Source organism: Paenibacillus sp. FW507-14B1B, assembly GCF_058781425.1.
On the sequence record NZ_JBYSWS010000001.1, the window covers coordinates 893,678 to 912,176 of the forward strand.

The 18,499-nt window shown below is 42.4% G+C and carries 15 protein-coding genes and 1 pseudogene; 1 reads left to right on the plus strand and 15 read right to left on the minus strand.

Annotation, left to right across the window (positions count from 1 at the left end; translation table 11 throughout):
* Nucleotides 1-14: 14 nt before the first annotated feature.
* The 15 genes from AC3WJJ_RS04210 to AC3WJJ_RS04280 all read right to left on the minus strand — a co-directional run bounded on the left by AC3WJJ_RS04210 (nt 15) and on the right by AC3WJJ_RS04280 (nt 17,892).
* A complete protein-coding gene (locus AC3WJJ_RS04210) occupies nt 15-887 on the minus strand; it encodes a carbohydrate ABC transporter permease (RefSeq protein ID WP_422660922.1) in 873 nt (290 codons plus the stop codon).
* Between the two features lie 3 nt (nt 888-890).
* The gene (locus AC3WJJ_RS04215) at nt 891-1,799 is read right to left on the minus strand and encodes a carbohydrate ABC transporter permease (protein WP_422661438.1); all 909 of its coding nucleotides are present in this window, start codon (nt 1,797-1,799) and stop codon (nt 891-893) included.
* Nucleotides 1,800-1,881: 82 nt separating this feature from the next.
* Entirely contained in the window at nt 1,882-4,833 is a 2,952-nt protein-coding gene (locus AC3WJJ_RS04220) for an extracellular solute-binding protein (RefSeq protein WP_492538290.1), read from the minus strand.
* Nucleotides 4,834-4,917: 84 nt separating this feature from the next.
* Nucleotides 4,918-6,324, minus strand: coding sequence for an ABC transporter substrate-binding protein (locus AC3WJJ_RS04225; RefSeq protein WP_492538292.1), 1,407 nt, complete (start codon nt 6,322-6,324; stop codon nt 4,918-4,920).
* A gap of 383 nt (nt 6,325-6,707) precedes the next feature.
* Complete coding sequence (locus tag AC3WJJ_RS04230) at nt 6,708-7,868, minus strand: GntR family transcriptional regulator (protein WP_492538293.1); 1,161 nt, start codon at nt 7,866-7,868, stop codon at nt 6,708-6,710.
* Between the two features lie 237 nt (nt 7,869-8,105).
* The gene (locus AC3WJJ_RS04235) at nt 8,106-8,576 is read right to left on the minus strand and encodes a hypothetical protein (protein WP_492538295.1); all 471 of its coding nucleotides are present in this window, start codon (nt 8,574-8,576) and stop codon (nt 8,106-8,108) included.
* A gap of 105 nt (nt 8,577-8,681) precedes the next feature.
* Nucleotides 8,682-10,163, minus strand: coding sequence for a phytoene desaturase family protein (locus AC3WJJ_RS04240; protein ID WP_492538297.1), 1,482 nt, complete (start codon nt 10,161-10,163; stop codon nt 8,682-8,684).
* On the minus strand, nt 10,160-11,320 hold the full coding sequence (locus tag AC3WJJ_RS04245) for a glycosyltransferase family 2 protein (RefSeq protein ID WP_492538299.1): 1,161 nt from the start codon (nt 11,318-11,320) through the stop codon (nt 10,160-10,162). The genes AC3WJJ_RS04240 and AC3WJJ_RS04245 overlap by 4 nt, the downstream gene beginning before the upstream one ends.
* The gene (locus tag AC3WJJ_RS04250; RefSeq protein ID WP_492538301.1) at nt 11,302-12,054 is read right to left on the minus strand and encodes a lysophospholipid acyltransferase family protein; all 753 of its coding nucleotides are present in this window, start codon (nt 12,052-12,054) and stop codon (nt 11,302-11,304) included. The genes AC3WJJ_RS04245 and AC3WJJ_RS04250 overlap by 19 nt, the downstream gene beginning before the upstream one ends.
* Nucleotides 12,023-12,781: a carotenoid biosynthesis protein gene (locus AC3WJJ_RS04255; protein WP_492538303.1), complete on the minus strand. Its 759-nt coding sequence runs from the start codon at nt 12,779-12,781 to the stop codon at nt 12,023-12,025. The genes AC3WJJ_RS04250 and AC3WJJ_RS04255 overlap by 32 nt, the downstream gene beginning before the upstream one ends.
* On the minus strand, nt 12,778-13,653 hold the full coding sequence (locus tag AC3WJJ_RS04260) for a phytoene/squalene synthase family protein (protein ID WP_492538305.1): 876 nt from the start codon (nt 13,651-13,653) through the stop codon (nt 12,778-12,780). The genes AC3WJJ_RS04255 and AC3WJJ_RS04260 overlap by 4 nt, the downstream gene beginning before the upstream one ends.
* On the minus strand, nt 13,632-15,119 hold the full coding sequence (locus tag AC3WJJ_RS04265) for a phytoene desaturase family protein (RefSeq protein WP_492538307.1): 1,488 nt from the start codon (nt 15,117-15,119) through the stop codon (nt 13,632-13,634). The genes AC3WJJ_RS04260 and AC3WJJ_RS04265 overlap by 22 nt, the downstream gene beginning before the upstream one ends.
* Nucleotides 15,110-16,654 carry a phytoene desaturase family protein gene (locus AC3WJJ_RS04270; RefSeq protein ID WP_492538309.1) on the minus strand — a complete coding sequence of 515 codons (1,545 nt, stop codon included), beginning with the start codon at nt 16,652-16,654 and terminating at the stop codon, nt 15,110-15,112. The genes AC3WJJ_RS04265 and AC3WJJ_RS04270 overlap by 10 nt, the downstream gene beginning before the upstream one ends.
* A 175-nt stretch (nt 16,655-16,829) precedes the next feature.
* On the minus strand, nt 16,830-17,420 hold the full coding sequence (locus tag AC3WJJ_RS04275; RefSeq protein ID WP_492538311.1) for a TetR/AcrR family transcriptional regulator: 591 nt from the start codon (nt 17,418-17,420) through the stop codon (nt 16,830-16,832).
* A gap of 61 nt (nt 17,421-17,481) precedes the next feature.
* A complete protein-coding gene (locus AC3WJJ_RS04280; RefSeq protein ID WP_492538313.1) occupies nt 17,482-17,892 on the minus strand; it encodes a VOC family protein in 411 nt (136 codons plus the stop codon).
* Nucleotides 17,893-18,233: 341 nt separating this feature from the next.
* Between AC3WJJ_RS04280 and AC3WJJ_RS04285 the strand changes: the two are divergent.
* A pseudogene (locus AC3WJJ_RS04285) lies at nt 18,234-18,482 on the plus strand (transposase); the annotation flags it as partial.
* Nucleotides 18,483-18,499 lie beyond the last annotated feature (17 nt).

Genomic DNA, 18,499 nt, shown 5'->3' on the forward strand with positions numbered 1-18,499 from the left:
TGTAAGCCCCCTTGTTATTCCTTCAGACCCGATGTGGACATCGTCTGAATGATGCTACTCTGCGTTATAATAAACACCGTAATCGGAACTAGCATCATCAAGAATGTTACGGCTGCCACGGGTCCCGTTCTGACCAAACCACCACTTGCGATTTGACCGAATACATAGTCCACCGTCTTGAGCTGTTCACTATAAATGAACTTATGGCTCGTAGCTGAACCGTTGGTCCAAAGATTTTGCAAAGAAAAAATAATGAGTGTTAACCAAGCCGGTCTTACGATCGGCATGACAATCTGCCAGAAGATTCGATATTCACTTGCTCCGTCTATCTTTCCAGCCTCCAATAGTGCATCTGGAATTTGCTCCATGAACTGCTTCATGAGATAGAGACCAAGAGTCATACTGAATGCAGGAAGCAAGATTGCCCAGTAAGTATTGAGCATTCCCAAGTATGAAATGATCATATAATTGGGAACTTGGGTTACATATGCCGTAAACATGAGCGATAGTACGACAATGCTGAACAGAATCTTTCTTCCAGGAAATTGCGTTTTTGCGAGCGGATAAGCAGCAGCTGAAGCAAGGAGAACGTGTCCAACTGTACCAACGATCGCGATGAAGAAAGTATTAAATACATATCTTGAGAACGGAACCCAAGAATCACTGAAGATTCCTACCAAGTCCGTAAAGTTCTTGAATGTTGGGTTCCGAACAAAGAACTTTGGTGGAAATGTAAAAATTTCATCAAGTGGCTTAAACGCGTTACTAATCGTAAACACCAATGGTAGCGACATGAATACAGCTACCCCGCCAAGCAGTATGAACAAAATCAAGTCCACACCCCAGGACCGGTTCAGTCTTTTGGGCATTTTAAAAGCTATTTTCATGGCCTACTCACCTACTTTTCCAAGAAGCTTCTGTGTGATCAAATTGGTCATAAGCATAATGGAGAACAGTACAGTAGCTATCGCGGAAGCATAGCCCATTTCATAACGAATCGTACCGTAATCGACCAAATGCGTAACAATGGTATGCGCAGCGTAATCCACACTTGGGAATCCGACCAAGAAGATGGAGATCTCTGCAACAGAGAACGCCGAAGCAATCTGGATGACGGCTCCGAACATCAGCTGAGGTCTCATCGCTGGAAGTGTAATGAACCACAGTTCCTGCCAACGGTTACGAATTCCATCGATACTTCCCGCTTCATACAATGTACGGTCCACATTTTGAAGACCTGCGATAAACGCCAGGAATGCCGTACCCAAGCTGAGCCAGAGTTGAACCAAGATCAGAATCATGAGAACAAACCTTGTATCTTGGAGCCACTGAATCGGTTCCTGGATAAAGCCCCAATTCATTAAAAATGAATTCGCATAACCGTATGAATCACTTGCGAACAATAACGTCCAGATTAAATAGGTATTGCCCGCAATAGATGGTGCATATAGGACAAGCGTTAGAAGTGCACGAAGTTTCGGTGGCAATTCATTAATAAGCCAAGCGAACAGGAAACAAGCAATATAACTGATTGGTCCTGTAATCGCTGCGAATAATATCGTGTTCTTCAATGCGATGAGAAACACATCATCCTGAACAAATAGTCTTGCGTAGTTTTGCCAACCTATGAAGCTCGGCGCTTCTAATAGATTGAAGTTTGTAAAACTAAGAATAAGTGATAACAATACTGGAATGACTGTAAAGGTAAAGAACAATAGAAAATAAGGTGCTAATAACACGTATGCATGTCTGTTTTTCTTCATTAAACCAATATTACTTTTCCATTTACTGCGGAGCATCTGATTCGGCTTCCGCTTACCGGGCTTTTGAAGCCCAGTAACAACCGGTTTCTCTGCGATCTGTTGTTTCACTCTAGATCCCTCATTTCTCATAGGGAAGATTAAATTCTTTACGCTTCAGCGTAATCTCTTCATTCATAATTCGAACATAGTTCTCAAGCGTTTCACGCGGGTCTTCGCCTTGAACGACAACTCTTCGGAATGCATTGTCGATGTTCCGGCCAGTCAAATATCCACCCGGTACTTCCGGAATCCCTCTTGCCCACTGCATTTGATCTTTGAGTTTAAGGAAATCCTGTGTAGGCCAAGGCAATTCTGCTAATGCTTCCTTGTTCGCAGTTGGGTATCTTGCTGCCGTCCCCATTCGAATTTCCATTTGACGACCAAAGGCAACTTGTGTATCTTTCTCAGTCCACCACTTTAAGAAAGTCCAAGCGGATTCTTTATCCTTTACATTCTTGAACATGACTGAGGCTGATCCACTACTACCCACTTCTCTATGAATCTCTCCATCTGGCGTCATCGTTCCCGGTACTGGAGCAAAGGACCATAAGCCTTTAATCTCAGGTGCAAAGGCATTTAGCTTGTTATACATCGTGTAATCTACAACACCGATTGGCATCTCTCCTGTACGGAAACGGTTAGCGAAATCTGCTGCAATCGGAATTTTATAATTCACGAAGAAGTCGGTCCATTGCTTAAATTGCTTCATAGCTACTTCAGAATCGAGGTCGGTCGACATCCCGCCATCCTTGAATATATTCCCGTCATTTTGATATAAAAACATAATCAAAGCCGGGCTAATGGGTAAAGTCGCAATGTTCGTATTAGCTGTCTCATTCCCCGTCGAATCAAGCGGTCGTTGTGGGAGTCCAAATTGCAAATTGTTTTTTTGCAATACAGGTAGCATCGCATAGACATCATCCCAGGTTTGAGGAACTTCTAGCTTCAGCTCATCTTCCAATATGTCTTTTCTGTAAAAGAGCATCGGGAAGGTCTGTGTTTCTGGAAGAGCATAATAATTCTCAAGGTATTCAAAAGGCACCAGTGCGCTTTCATTGAATCGCTGTTTCACCGTGTTAAAGTCGCTAAATTCAGACAAATTCTGAAGTGCGTTCCGGCTGGCATAGTTCACCGGCAAGTCGCTTCCGATCTGGATCGCAACGTCGGGTCCTTTACCTGCTACCGTAGATGGAAGAATAACATCTGCTGCGACGAGCTTCAGATTGACATGAATTCCCGTCTTTGCGGTGAATTGATCATCGACCAATTTTTTAATCACTTGGGCTTGGTCTCGAGCCGATGTAACCCACACAGTAACACTCTTCTTGTCATCTTGATCCGCAGAGAAATCATCATAATTCTCATAGAAAGATGCTAAGAATGCTTCTGTATCTGTAACAAACTTATCGAACTTCCCAGCCTTAGCCTTTGGAAGCTTAGCACCTGGGGAGCTTACAATAAGATAATCTAACGATAGCGGTTGTTCATTGATGGTGAGCATCCAAGAACTCAGTGCACCCACATTCGCTTTATATGCTTCTACCCTTGAAGGAACAGTCTCCGGATTATCTGCCATATCTTTTAGTTGATATGCCACAGTATTAATGATCGAAGTTTTATCATCACTTTTCCCAGAAGGACCTTCTAGCGCTTTCGCAATGTTATAGAGACGTTCGCTCGTTTCACTGAACAGCTCTGTCATCTCCGGTATACGCTGCTCTAGGTTATAGTCCCGAAATGGATCCGGAACCGTCCCCGTATAACTAATGATTGTCCGATACATAGAGTTAAGCTCTAGAATGGTAGATTCGACAGATCTAAGAATCGGTGCAATATCTCCAAGCGTAACTTCCATCCGTATCGTGTGTTTGCCCTTCTCTAATTCAAAGAGATAAGGTTCTGTATTACTCTTGCCAATGACTTGCGTTTGCCAATCTGCACTATACGGGAAAGGATACGATTTTAGTTCTTTAAACGGAACCTCGCCATCAATATAAACCGTACGGAGTGATGACATTCCTCTTAAGAAATTTTGTCGATTCTTGAGTGCAATCTGGTACAGTCCATCTTCAGGAACTTCAAATTCCCATTCGATCCATTGCCCTGGTAATCTCCACGCGTACCCACCCATCGCGTTATTCCGTAGTTTGGAGACGTGGAATGGTTCTACGGCAGGATTGGAACGATCATTATAAGGAAGTAGACTTGGTGTTGATTTATACAATGTCTCTTCAGCCTGTAGTTTTATGAAGACATCCTCAGATGAGTTAAGTCTGTCTTGTTTATAATTACTCGCTATTTCATCGTATGTAGGCGTCAGTTCTTCCTGAGACAATATCAACTGATCGATGACAAGCGGCTCTCGTACAGAAGTTAAGGTCAAGGTGTGCTTGCCTTCCGAAAAGTAAAATAGGAAAGGATCCTGATAAAAGCCTGTTGAGTCCCTAAATGCTTCACTTCTCCACATTTGAGTCTCAACCTGATTCGGAGCGAGATCATTTCCTCGGTCATCACGATCAAACGTATTTTTCTCGTTACCCCAAATACGATTAAAAATGAAGCTTCTCGCCTCATTAAAAGGAATATTGCCATCTATTTGTAATTCGCGTTCTATGTCGGAGGACTTCCCTGCCTCGCTATAAAAATCCATTCTAATATTGTAAAGCCCAGCTTTTTTAATCTGTACATCCCAAGAAACGGAACCCGTCTCTTCCGTGAGAAGTGCTTTTCCTTGTCTGCCTTTGTAATCTTCCAATACTGTGGTCTTCATGCCATCTACCTTGCTGAAATCTTCCCCTTCGATGATGACATTCTCCACGGAGGAACTGACGTCTGTGAATTTGCTTAAATATTCCTCATAACCGCCCTTCTTAGGCGTCCCCCCAATGCCGGTTAGGTCAAGCTCAGGTGGTATTTGAGAAATGGAATCTGCAGAATCACGAGTTGCTCCACCTCTAAAGGAAAAAAACAGGCCAGCTGCAATAATCAACAAAAGCAGTACGAGTGCTACTTTCATGATTGGTTTCCGCATTGGACCCACCCCTTCTCTCTAAGAGATACCCCTATTTTCCATCATGAAGAATAGGGGTACGCATCTAGAGTTTCTATCCTACAGTTATTTGGTTTCAGAAAGCATTTTCTTGATATTAGCTTCAAACTGAGGTTTAACTTTATCTACTGCTGTTGCTGGAGAAATTTTACCTGTTGTAATATCTTTAACTACACTTTTGAATAAGTCCCCGCCGTCTGGAATGGCATAATAAGAAATATACTCTATGCTCTCAGCCATTTGTCCTCTTGTATCGAGTGACTCTTTATTTGGATAAGATGCTTCCCAGCTCTGCTTGGAAAGTTTTCTTCCTTCTTCATGGAGACTGATTTCATCATAGATTTTGACAGCTACTTCAGCATTCTTAGAGTACTTAGAAACCATGAACATGTTCGCAAATGGAGTGTATGTAACATGTTTATCTGCTTTAGGTCCTTTCGGGAAGAACACATAGCCAAGTTCTTGGTTTGGCATGCTTTCTAACAGACCGCTAAGCTCCCAGCTAAATGCACCGTACATGACACCTTTACCTGCAATAAACTCTTTGCTTGCATTCTCAGGTATAGGTTGCATAATCGATTTGTCTTTATTGTAAAGATCAGATACGAATTGCAGCGCCTGGATTGCATTTTCACTATCAAGGGAGAATGCTGTTTCTCCATTTTCGTTCTTATCTACTGAAGCTTTGTTTGTGTAAACAAATTGCTCAGTCAAGAAGTCCATCGTTCCGTAAGCGCCCGCTACACCGTAGATATCCGTCTTTCCGTCACCGTTCGTATCTTTCGTTGCTTTTTTAGCAAAATCACGGAATTTATCCCAAGTCCATTCGCCTTTTTGCTGAAGTTCATAAGGATCTTCAAGTCCAAGTTTTTGAACTAGTGTTTTATTATAGAAGAAACCGTAAGGAGATGGAGATGAATCTGTCATACCGTACTGCTTACCGTTATAAGATCCACCCGCCTTCATCCAAGCTGTGTATTTCGGATCATTCAGATCGAGGATATCGTCCACAGGCTGAATGAAGTCTTTGTTGACCATTGTTGGGAAGGCCCAGAACAATTCAAGCAGAACGATATCTGCAAAAGGAGTTCCGGAAAGTGAAGTCGTTGTAAAGTTCTCAATGTATTTACCATAATCACCGAACTTTACGTATTCGATCTTAGCGTTGTATTTCTTCTCTGCTGCTTCAATCAATTTGATCTGCAATTCTTCAGCAGGACCTTTCTCTGCAACCAATCTTGGGTCAGCATCATCGTACCAAACACCAATTCGGATCGTTTCACCCTTAAGATCATACTTAACTTCATCTTCTGCAGCTGGTTCAGGATCTTTAACTGCTGTATCCTCTTTCGGAGTATCCGTAGCTGGTTCTTGTGATGCATTGTTCTTATCACCACCGCCAGAGCAGCCAGCGATCATAAAAGTCATCAGTACAACGATGAGCAACATAGGAAGTAATCTGAATTTCTTCACCTGTAAAACCCCCATTTTTCTATTAGATTTAATTTTTAACAAGCTTTAATTGCGTTAAGTCCTAGTTAACAGAACTCTAGTTAAACATACCACCCCTTCTCGCGCAAAAATGCGCCTGTTAAGAATGCGCTTACATCAAAGACAAAAAAATAAAATGGTATACCTGTTGCTACATATTATGTATTAAGTATATCTAATACACCACTCATAGGAGCTATTATAATTGGATAAATCTTCTTTGTAAATAGTGAATATACCTAATTTCAATATTGTGTAAATAATTATACCTTTTATTCCGAAAATGCTTACATTTACAATTAAAAAAGCTGTTCCTGTGAAGGAACAGCTTTAAATCTTTATACTTTTATAGAAATTCCAGCTTATTATTTTCTCTGTGTAGGTACGAGGTTAAATAGACTTGGAGATGACGTCGAACCTCGTTCGATTAAGCAAACAGGTACTGTTATCTGCTGAGCTGCCTTATCTGGACTCTGGATTTGCTGAACAATGAGCTCAGCTGCTCGGCGACCGATCTCCTTACAATCTTGTGATATCGTTGTTAAGGGAACCTCTACAAGACGGGATATCATATGGTCATCAAATCCAACAATAGACAACTGATCCGGAACTCGAATCCCCATGTCTAAAGCACTACGTAACAAATCTACAGCCAAATGATCATGCTCTACTTGAATGGCTGTAACTCCGATGCTCATCAGACGCGAAATCATAGATTTATAAAACGCATTCTTATCCTCTTGTTCATCTGCTTCTTCATAAAAATCGGTAATGATCAGCTCCGGGTCCACAGGAAGATGGTGATCTCGAAGCGCTTTGCAATAACCCTGATAACGATCTCTAACTGAACTTCGATACTCTATGCTAATGCTTGATATAAATGCTATTCGCTTATGTTCAAGATCAATGAGCTTCTTGGTTGCCTGATATCCACCCTCCAAGTTATCTGAAACGACACTTGTAACCGGCAAACTTTCTATGTATTGATCAATCATGATGAGTGGGTAATTATTCCAATAAAGCGCATTCAAAACATCGATGTTAATCATCGTGCTCATTGGATATAATATAATACCTCTTGAACCAATCTTCGGAACTCTTAGTAAAAGCTCCTTCTCTTTGTTCTTGTCCCAATTGCTGTAATGAATGCTTAAATAATACCCCATTGAGTCCAAATATTCTGAGGCTCCTTGGATATATTCTAGTTCATTCGTTGCTAGATATGGCAAGATCATAGAGATAATGGGATTCGGATTCGACATTGAATGCATAGTTGTGAATTCTGGAAGTTTATGTTCATTATCTTGCTTCTTTACGTAGCTGCCGCTACCCCGTTTCCTGTAAATTAGACCCTCTCTCTCTAATTCGATCAGTGCACGCTTAGATGTAATTCGGCTTACGCCTGATTGCTCAGCTAACTCCACTTCCGTTGGAAGCTGCTGATCCGCTTTAAACTCACCGTTTAATATCCTGGCTTTCAAGTCCTCCAAAATAATCATGTACAACGGCTTATTCTTGGATTGCATCTTAACTCACTTCCAGTCTGCCCCATTATTCTAGCTTGTTATTGATTATAACAACTTTAACTAAATATACAAACAATATATCAAATCAAACGTTATAATGTCTATGACCCAAACTAAAAAATGGAAATATTTATTATTTTTATCATCCTAACTTGCTTACTTAGCATTTTACCAAAGATTAGGATATATGGTAGATATGATTTGCAAAAAAACCGCCAAATGTCGGTAGGCGGTCAACTAAATTACATTATTATATTGATCATAGCAAGTTATACGGGCAGGATAAGTTTCTTTTAAATCCTTTGGTAGTTTCTCAAACTTGATGAATAATTCATCTTGAGAAATTACAACTCCATACATCCCTTGATTCGTGTCTATATTGCGATAGGATACTTCATTGGTTCCATATCCTGATTGTCCAATCTTCAACTTGCCATTCCATCCCATAATCATCTGAGCATAGCCAATACGGTGATCTTCTAGCTGAAATAAAGTAATATAGGTATCTGAAGCACCCAACCTCACAATTTCTTTCACGTGAGGGCTCATTTCTCCGCCACTCCCCCGATTTAACCATTTTGTTAAATTTGTCTGTATCGACTTCTCATTATTCTCAATATGATATTCTTCAGAATAATATAAGAAAGGTAGGGCACATAGTACAAATATAAAAAGTAACCACATGAATACCTTTTTATTATTTTTCAAATCAAACTCCTCCTTTAACAATGTGCTTTACATATGTATTACTAGACAAAAAAAGTCAGAAGACTACCTAAGGATAACCCTTAAAGCGGCCTACTGACTCAGATATTATATTCCTCCATCTTGAGATAAAATTTCCTCAGCCACAAGTTGCCCCGATAAGGTGACAATTGGAGTTCCGCCTCCAGGATTCGTTGTTCCGCCTACAAACCAAAATCGATTCAACCCTTTTAAAGTGTTGGCTGGACGTGAGAACGTCTGTCTCGCTGAATTCGATGAAATTCCGTAAATAGCACCTCGATATGCTCCGGTATCCTTCTGAAGATCCTCTGGTGTATAGAACCGTTTTACTTCAGCACTTGATATTCCCGCTAAACCTCTAGTTTCCAGTCGCTTTAATAGTAAACTCCCATATCTCCCTCGTTCCATATCCCAATTCCAAGAAGATGAAGTATACGGTGCGTTGGCAAGCACGAACAAGTTGCTAGCATCTTTAGGGGCCATTGACGGTTCAGAGTATCCCGAATGACAGATGTAAATGGTAGGATTCGACGGAGCAACCCGTGCTCCAAATATATCTTCAAACTCTTGTTCATATTGTTCAGCAAAAAAGACGTTGTGATGTAATAGCTGCTCATAATGCTTTCTTACACCGATTAAGGACACAAACCCTGAGAGCGAAGGTTCGTAAGTGGCGATCTTAGAATCTGACATGGATGGACGATGAAGTGCAGGAATCATATCCCGACATATAGACAATACATCACCGTTTGCAATCGTCACATCCGCACTCATGGCACCTCGTTCACTCTCCACTCCCCTTACCTCTCCATCATGGATGAGTAACCTTTTTACTTTAACTCCAGTAAATATCTCTATACCTAGTTCGAGCGCCAAACGTTCAAATGCAGCCGGAATGGCAGAAGTTCCTCCCTTTACTCCATAAACACCTAGCGTGCCTTCTAAATGTGCCATCATCGCGAAGATCGCAGGAGCCTGATAAGGCGATGAACCGACATAAGTTGCATATCTTCCATACATGGCCAGCGTATTGGGATGATTAAAATAACGATAAAGCAACTTTTGTAATGAAGTTAGGGGGCGAATCCTTAGTAGCGCTGATATGAGCTGGGGCTTCAGTTTGCTTTTCATGTCTAGAAGCAGGGTGTTCAGGAACTGTCGATCCGCCTGTTGAAAGAGTTCTCTCGACTCAGATAAGAATGCATTAAGTTTACTAGCATCATGTGGACTGTAAGAGGCAATCTGCTCCTTCATCCACTCAGTATCACTACTCATATCAACAATATGGCCATCTGCGAAAAAGTTTCGTGTAGATGGGTCAATCTTATACATGTCCAGATAGTCTTCCATTCGTCGCCCCGCGGTTCGGAACACTCGTTCAAAAGCTTCTGGCATCGTAATGGTGCTAGGTCCTCGGTCAAAATGGTAGCCTTCATATTCTACCCGCTGAAGCTTTCCTCCTACAGCATTCTGCTGTTCTAACACCGTAACCTGATATCCCGAAGTCGCTAGACGTATTGCACACGATAACCCTCCTAGTCCAGCACCAATGACGATAGCCTTTTTCATGTGTATTTCCTGCCTTTCCATTGATATCCCTTGCTAGAATATGCACCACGGCATGAATCAAGCGCTAGTAAGATTAAGAGCATTGTGCTTAGCGGCATAAAAATAGATAACCAACCGGGTTGTCCGCTATTTCGATCAGCTGCAAACTTTACGCCCATACCAAGCAACATGCAAGCCGTTGCCCAGATGAACATCTCACTTGTCGCAACGGGTGATTTCGGTGAAATTATCCAGTCAAGTAAGAAGATAAGCAGCAACAAGGATGGGAGTACGTATAACATGAAATAAGTGATTAATATAGGTAATAAGAGCGAAATACGACGACCAAGTCCTGCATATATATTTTTCCGAAATCCATTCCATACCTCTTTGCTATTATGATACATCCGCATGCTTACACTAGTGTGCACATCGGCTAATGTGACAGGCTCACCGACCTCCTTCATTCTTCGAGCGAGCGCCATATCATCTACAATCTGATCTTTAATTGCACTGTGACCTCCACTCACCCAATAGCTTTCTCGATTAATAAACATGAATGCCCCATGCGCGGCCACGAACTTAGGGTCGCGAGATGTCCGAACCAACCGCACAGGCAAATGACAAGCAATCGTAAAGGTCATTAATGGAACGATTAACTTCTCGAAAAATGTTCCGACTTCTTGATAAGGAAAGCCAGTAATTAATCCTCGTCCCTGCTTTTTAGCTAGCTGTAGCGTTGAGGTAATCCCATCAGGCGTTACTCTGGCATCTGCATCCATAAAGAGCCACCATTCTCCTGCTGCATGTCTAGATAGCTGATGGCATGCAAATACCTTACCAGCCCAGCCGGACGGTAAAGGACTTCCTTCAATAAGTTTTATCCTTTCATCCTGGGAGGCGAAAGACTTTACGATATCTGAGGTGCGATCCTCTGATCGATCATCCAGTACAAGAATTTGTAAATTTTTATAATTACTTTGAACCAAGGATGTTAAACACTCCCCAATATTCCTCTCTTCATTGCGAGCCGGTATGAGGATGGAAATAAGAGGAGAACGATCGCTCTCCTTGAAATTGTTCGTTTTTTCTAACTTGGGCATCTGCCTTACATTCCAGATAACGAACAAAAGCTGAATCATCAGAATGATCAGCGTAATTAGAAAAAGCTTTTCCATATGCCCACCTTCTTTCGGAAATCGTCAAATATATCGTTAGTTGACCGTCCTTCTTCAAGAATCGGTATAAATTGTTCCGAAATCGTGTTCTGTTCCGAAATAACGAGCTGACGGTGAATGTTAAGCTGATTCTCTAGTGAAATACGCAGCTCCTCCACCGTTTTTTTACGACCAAGTTGTTTCCAATTCTGAATAATCGGCTCGCCTGCCCATAGGGAAGCATCAGGCTTCTGATGTTGTAGCATAGCACTAATCATCGTGACAGGGACAACAGCTGCTGCTTCACACTCAGTAAGGAGATAACCGCAACCGGATTGAAAATGAAGAGGGCGAATCTCTGAGTGATAAATCTCTCCTTGAGGAAATAACCAAACACATGCTCCACGATCCAGTAGTTTGCCGGCATAATGAAGGGATTGCATAATTCCTCTCAGAGATGTCTTATCAATCGAGAATGCCCCGATCTTGCGAAAAAAGGGATAGCGTTTCATTTGCTTCTCATCCATCATGATATAATGGTCATTCCGTGAACATGTACGAATAGCATAATAGGCAAGCAATCCATCCCACCAAGAGCTATGATTCATAATATACAGAATAGGTTTATTCGTTGTATCCTCATGATCAAACGTTCCCCGAAGTGTAAGACTATGAAAATGACGTCGAAGCATATAATACTTGTTGTATGTATGAAAAATTAGTTCAAAGTTTTTGCTTTTGCGTGCTTCGATCATATCTAAGAACCCCCTCAGCGATTACCGAACCCACTAACGAGATCATGAAAGGAGTATAGAGGCCCTCTTTGATTCCCAAAATTCCAAACATCAATAGCATACCCTGATACAATCTCACACCTTCTGCTAATGGTTTCCGATAGGAAATTCGAAGCGGATATAGCCACGAGAGCAGAAAAGCGGTCACGAACCAGCTCGCAAAATTTTGCCAAGGTACACCTGCGTATATCCCTTCCCCTTGCCACTCCCAGAATCCTCTGGAAAAGGCCACAGGGTCGAGTACGAGGTCAAATAACAATGCCCATAGTCCAGCCTGCAGAGCTCGAACCCATCTACTTGTAGCAGTTGATAGGAGTATCGCTGAAGACATGACACCAATCCAAGCAAATCCGATCGCTAGCGGAACACTTTCTCCAAACAAGCTGAGCGTATGACTATAATGATACGTCCCGAAGGGATAACCCGTCTGTGTCCCTATTCCCTCCAGGACATAAGTAACAACACCAACAACTAGAGCTCTCATAACAATTGATAACGGGCGATTACCTAGAATTCCATTCGATTGTCTAAATGTATCTCGATCCTGTACTTCAAGCTGAATCGCATAAAGAGCAAAAAAGATTAGAAAAAGTCCATTCGAGAAGTGCAAAAAGTCCGGAACATAGAATGCAAGCATGAGGACAAGACCGATCGCATACCAGCCCCAGAATAAATATCGCATTTTCATGAGACAGCGCTGCTTTCTTGTTTCAACATGGATATCCCGAAACGATGAGTAACCGTTGTTAGAATTGCGGCTTTTTTCATCCCTGTTACATAGGCCCTATCGGTAAATACACGGTATTGATTGTCCTTAACCGCATCCAATATTGCTCCATAAAACTTAGCCGCAAGCTCAATACTGAACGCACTTCTGCTCGGATAGCTATCCAGATCGCGAAGTCCCAATTCAAACCAGTGCTTAGCAATCCTCTCAAGTTCATGAATAAGATGAATAAACGCAGGATTAATATCTCCTTCAGCAAACGCTGATTCAGAATATCCATGCTTCTTCATTAATTCCAGAGGTACATATCTTCTCCCTCTTGCTCGATCTTCTCCAATATCCCGTACAATATTTACAATCTGCATGGCTTTGCCTAAGTAAATCCCCGAATTCGTAATGTCCTCTGTAGGGGAGTCGTGCAATACCGGCAGCAGCATTTCACCTACAGTACCAGCAACTAGATAACAGTACTCTTCCAGTTGCTCCATCGTATCATAATGAGATCGCACTAAATCTCGTCGCTGACCTTCCATTTGTTTGAAAAATGGCTCCTTACCAAGATTCGGGAACTGATCAAACAACCATCTAAGCGCTGTAAAGATAAAATGTCCTTCCGCTTGTTCCAAATGGTGTAAATGAAACTCTAATTCATCTATCGTGTAAAAGGCCTTCTCCGGCTCATCCACCGCATCATCAATCATTCTGCAAAATGCATAAATCACATATACCGCTTCTTTCCGCGGAGATGGAAGAAAGCTGAATGCTTTATAAAACGTAGAAGATCCTTCACGAATCATGTCCTCACACAAGGTCAAACTGATTTCGTGCTGCATATTTCTCTCTCCTTTGTTAGATAGTCGGCTAGTAAACGTGCCCCTTGCATAACAATCGGGACACCCCCACCAGGGTGAACGGATGCTCCAACACTGTAAAGTCCATGAATCGCTGGATAAGGAACAATTTGCGGTCTGAATACCGCCGATTGTCCTAAGCTAGGTGCAATTCCGAAGCTACCTCCTCGGTACATCCCTTCTCGCTCTGCATCATCCGGCGTCCGTATATCCATCCACTGGATCGCTTCTCGCAGTCCTGGAAACCCTCTACGTTCAGCTTCACCCAGTATATATTCTGTCAATTGATCTTTCCGCCCCTCCCATTCCACCTCACCTGCTGGAGGGACTGGCACGAGCAAATACAGTACACTTTCGCCCTCAGGTGCCGCTTCTTCGTCCAACGCTGTAGGGTAGAAGGAATAAAATGCAGGCTCATTCGGCACTTGTTGATCGACAAACAATTGTCTTAGACCATTGTTTAAGGATTCCGGAAGAAAGAATTGATGAATCCCCGCTTCAGCCCAGCGCTTATTCAAACCTAGATAGATAAGAAAACATCCCGATGATGGCTCATAAGATTTTTTGGCTGACGCAGCCCCTTTGGCTCCTTCCGGCATTAAGTCCGCAAGATAAGGGAAATCCCCATTAAATATGATGGAGTCATGCAAATAGATTTTTCCACTAGATGAAATCCCACGGCATTGCCCCTGCTCAATCAATATTTTGTCAACAGGGCAACGGGTGATGATCTTTACCCCACGCTTCTCCAGCTCTTCACGAAGAATTGAGATGAGACCTGCGTAACCTCCCTTGAGATACCACACTCCGAACGCATGTTCAGCGTAAGGGATAAGCGTATATAGACCGGGAGATTTGAATGGAGCACCACCAATATACAAAGTTTGAAGCGAGAAGGCATCTTGCAGCCTTTCGTCTCGGAAATAATCAGCTGCTAACGCACGGACGCTTTTGTATGCTTTCATACGAAGCAGTAATTTCATGTTATGCCATGTATAGAAATGCCCCTTCTGCACAAATGGTCGGTTCAAAAATGCTTCAGAACCACTCGTATATGCTTCTTCCATGTCTTGCATATAACGTAAGAATCCTTCTTTCTCCCCCGGAAAGCATCGGTCAAGCTCTGCTAGCTGTAATTCTAGATTTCGATGTTTCGTAAAAGATGTCCCATCAGAATAATGAACCTTGTATAATGGATCACATTCCATAAGGGGCAGTCTTGAGCGTTCAATTCCACCTTCTTCTAAAATGCTTAAGAGCATATCTGGGAGTAACACGATGGTTGGACCGCGATCAATTCGGTATTTGCCCGTATCATCCATCTGATAAGCGATTCGTCCACCGATTTGCGCTTCTTTCTCATAAATAGTGACCTCAAAACCGCGTTTGCTAAGCAGCAGTGCGGTCGTTAGCGCGCCAATTCCCCCACCAACGATACCTATCTCCATAATGTAACCTCCTCTGATGTGCGAACCGTTGAATCCATACGATATCCAGCACGTTGATCCTGCTCCATCAGTTGTTTCACACTGATTCTTGCGGACTCCCATATTGTTGGAAGTCCGCTACCCGGATGAGTCCCTCCCCCAACAAGCCAGCAGTTCCCAAGTTCCTCAAAGCGATTATGAGGGCGTAGATGCATCATTTGGTCAAGTGAGTGGGCCAGATTAAAGGTAGCTCCTTGATATACATGGAAGCGATCCTGCCAATCTTGAGGTGTAACCATCTCTTCTATTTCAATTCGAGAGGAAATACCTGAAAGCTCTGACTCTTGTTCCAAACGTTCAAGCACCCGCTCCCGAACACGTCCGCTGGCTTCGGACCAATCTGTTTCTCCAGTCAAGTTAGGGACAGGCATTAAGACAAATAATGCGGTCTTACCCTGCGGTGCTAGCGTCGAGTCGCTTATGCCCGGATTGTGAACATATATGGAAGGGTCATCGGACAACACACCAAGCTTCGTAATTTCGTTTACGTTCTTCTTATAGTCATCTGAGAACAGCACAGTATGGTGCGGCATATCGATCTTCCCATCAATACCTAAATAGAGCATGACGGTAGAGCAGGAATATTTCTTGCGAGCAATCCGCTCAGGTGTATATTTCTTAAGCTCACCAGGTTCAAATAGATGCGTCATCGCTGTGGCAAAATCGGCGTTGATAACAATATGATCTGCGTCCATCCGTTCCCCATTCTCCAACTGCACACCTATTGCTTTACCGTTACGTTGTAGAACTTTCTTTACACCGCACGAAGTCTCCACCTTCCCGCCATATTCTCTTATCACTTCAGCCATAGCAGTACAGATCTGATTGACGCCACCAGTAGGATGGAAGAGTCCATATTCATGTTCCAGATAAGACAGGATGGAGAATGTTCCTGGACATTCCCAAGGTGACATACCTAGATATTTGGCTTGAAAGGTAAACGCGTATTTGAGACGTTCATCCGTATAATATTTCGACAACCGTCCGTAGACCGTATCCATTGCGTTAAGTTTTGGCAGCGCCTTAAGAACATCAGAACGTATATAATCCGTCAAGCGCGCGATAGGTCGTTTGAGAAGAGGAGAAATGCGGTCAAACTTCACTTTTTCCTCCTTCATAAATCGCTCATACCCTTCCCCGTTACCGGGAAAGTACTGTTCAATTCGCTCTTTCATTAACTTGCGATTTGCTGTCGCATCAAAGCTCACATCTCCAAATTTCAATCGATATAGCGGATCAAGTTCAACCAAATCTACATAGTCATGAAGCGAGCGATTTACCGAGGTAAATAGTTCCTCGAGTAATTCAGGCATCATGAGAAAGGTTGCTCCACGGTCAAATCGATATTCACCTAGCTCTACACGAGACGTACGCCCACCGACATATGATTGTTTCTCATACACCGTGACTTCATATCCACGGCCTGCAAGTAACATTCCCGCAGCCAATCCTCCTGGACCAGCACCCACAATAATAGCTTTTCTTCTAGATGTCATGCCGTCCCTCCATCCATCTTCTATGTACTCAATATTGAATAATCAATTAATTAACCCGTCGGTAAATATACAAACATTGTACATTGTCGTATACGGTTTGTAAATGACCCTGTAAAAATGAACATAAAAAAAACAGATCAAATAGTTGATCTGTTTTAGAGAAAATTATTTTTTGTTATCTTTTTGCTCTAAGACCTATAAATAAGAGTTGAATAACTTCCATCGTCTCTTTAATAGCTCTTTTTTCTTCTGGGAATTGGGCAAGCCATAAAGCAGTTTCGTTAAGTGCTCCTGATAGCATATGCGTTAATCCATCGATGGATATGGGTTTTAAATATCCTTCGTCTTGCATCATCAATAGTTGTTCACGCATCAATCGCATCGAATTTAGTTCATCCATCCTCCTCCAGCTATCCCATCCCAAAATTGCAGGCCCATCTATGAGTAAGATCCGTTTGTTCTCAGGTTCAATAGCAGCAGATATAAATGCTTGGCAACCTAAATACAACTGTTCCCAAGCATCTTCGCTTCTCGCCGCTTCTTTCTCTACACATTCTGCAATTTCTGCTTGCACTTGTTCCAGTACGTTCTGAAATAATTCTTTCTTATTTTTAAAGTGATGATAGAGTGCTCCCCGTGTCACCCCCGCTTCTTCTACAATTTCCTCCAAGGCAGCATCTGCATAACCTTTATAAGTGAAATGATATCTTGCAACCTTAATAAGTTTACTGATCGTTTCTCTGGTCTCTTCCTTGCTTCTTCTCATTGTGTGCTTAACCCCTGTCTTAATTCTTCATTCTATCAATCGAGCTCAAAACTGAAAAAGATTAGATATAATTGCTACTTTCTTCTTCAGAAGGTGGGATCACTTTTATGACATCAATTAATACACCGTTTGGATCAGAAATGATGAAGTGACGTTGCCCAAAATCCTCATCGCGTATATCCTGGCATAGCGGAAGTTTATGATCCATAATTAATCTTTGGTATTCCTGGTCCACATCGTCCACTTCGAAATTCAGAATCATACCTTGGACTTTGCTTTGATACGCTTGAGGAATTGTGGGATGTGTAGCATCCAAGAGTGCCAGTTCAAACGGTGTATCCCCTGAAGATTTTAGACTTACATACCACTCTGCTTCATACACCATCTCGAAGCCCATGTACTGCGTGTAAAATAAAGCACTTTCAGCAACTTTCTCACTCATAATTACCGGATAAAAACTATTCAGTTTCATCTTCCAAATTCCTCCTCTTTCAAATGTGTTATCCATAAAATAACATACATACAGAATGTATGTAAATACCAAAAGATCTAGGATCTTGCGGGATGGCCTCGTTTGTTGTTGTGAGATGCTCCGCGTACGAAACGTTCCTCCCCTCGCTGTTGCCCCCAAATTTCCGGGAATTATTCTAGCAAGGAAGAAATTCGGGGGCAAAGGCGACCGCTACCGCTGGTCCGGAATCGTTTCGTTCTCTCCGCTACTTCGTGCATACCATCCAAAGACAGATAACAGAAAGAAACCGCCCTCTAGTAGAATGGAAGTATGACCAACCATCTAAAAAGGAGCGGCTTCATTTGTACATTCAATACACAATAGATCAAACTTATCTGCCAATGGATTTAGAGGACGACATTCCGTCCAATCCCCTTGTTCGTGTAGTCAATGAAGCTGTCAATCGCTTAGATGACCGAATCTTCCAGGCTGCCTATCCAGGTGGAGGACGAAATAGCTACCCTCCCAAAATGCTAACCAAGGTGCTCATTTACGCCTACACTCAGCGAATGTATTCCTCTCTTCAAGTCGCTAAGGCACTCCGAGAGAATGAACAAGAATCTACTTT

Coding starts and splice junctions, on each gene's coding strand:
- AC3WJJ_RS04210 (WP_422660922.1), bottom strand. CDS start 887: ATGAAAATAGCTTTTAAAATGCCCAAAAGACTGAACCGGTCCTGGGGT.
- AC3WJJ_RS04215 (WP_422661438.1), bottom strand. CDS start 1,799: ATGCTCCGCAGTAAATGGAAAAGTAATATTGGTTTAATGAAGAAAAAC.
- AC3WJJ_RS04220 (WP_492538290.1), bottom strand. CDS start 4,833: ATGCGGAAACCAATCATGAAAGTAGCACTCGTACTGCTTTTGTTGATT.
- AC3WJJ_RS04230 (WP_492538293.1), bottom strand. CDS start 7,868: ATGCAATCCAAGAATAAGCCGTTGTACATGATTATTTTGGAGGACTTG.
- AC3WJJ_RS04240 (WP_492538297.1), bottom strand. CDS start 10,163: ATGAAAAAGGCTATCGTCATTGGTGCTGGACTAGGAGGGTTATCGTGT.
- AC3WJJ_RS04245 (WP_492538299.1), bottom strand. CDS start 11,320: ATGGAAAAGCTTTTTCTAATTACGCTGATCATTCTGATGATTCAGCTT.
- AC3WJJ_RS04250 (WP_492538301.1), bottom strand. CDS start 12,054: ATGATCGAAGCACGCAAAAGCAAAAACTTTGAACTAATTTTTCATACA.
- AC3WJJ_RS04255 (WP_492538303.1), bottom strand. CDS start 12,781: ATGAAAATGCGATATTTATTCTGGGGCTGGTATGCGATCGGTCTTGTC.
- AC3WJJ_RS04260 (WP_492538305.1), bottom strand. CDS start 13,653: ATGCAGCACGAAATCAGTTTGACCTTGTGTGAGGACATGATTCGTGAA.
- AC3WJJ_RS04265 (WP_492538307.1), bottom strand. CDS start 15,119: ATGGAGATAGGTATCGTTGGTGGGGGAATTGGCGCGCTAACGACCGCA.
- AC3WJJ_RS04270 (WP_492538309.1), bottom strand. CDS start 16,654: ATGACATCTAGAAGAAAAGCTATTATTGTGGGTGCTGGTCCAGGAGGA.
- AC3WJJ_RS04275 (WP_492538311.1), bottom strand. CDS start 17,420: ATGAGAAGAAGCAAGGAAGAGACCAGAGAAACGATCAGTAAACTTATT.
- AC3WJJ_RS04280 (WP_492538313.1), bottom strand. CDS start 17,892: ATGAAACTGAATAGTTTTTATCCGGTAATTATGAGTGAGAAAGTTGCT.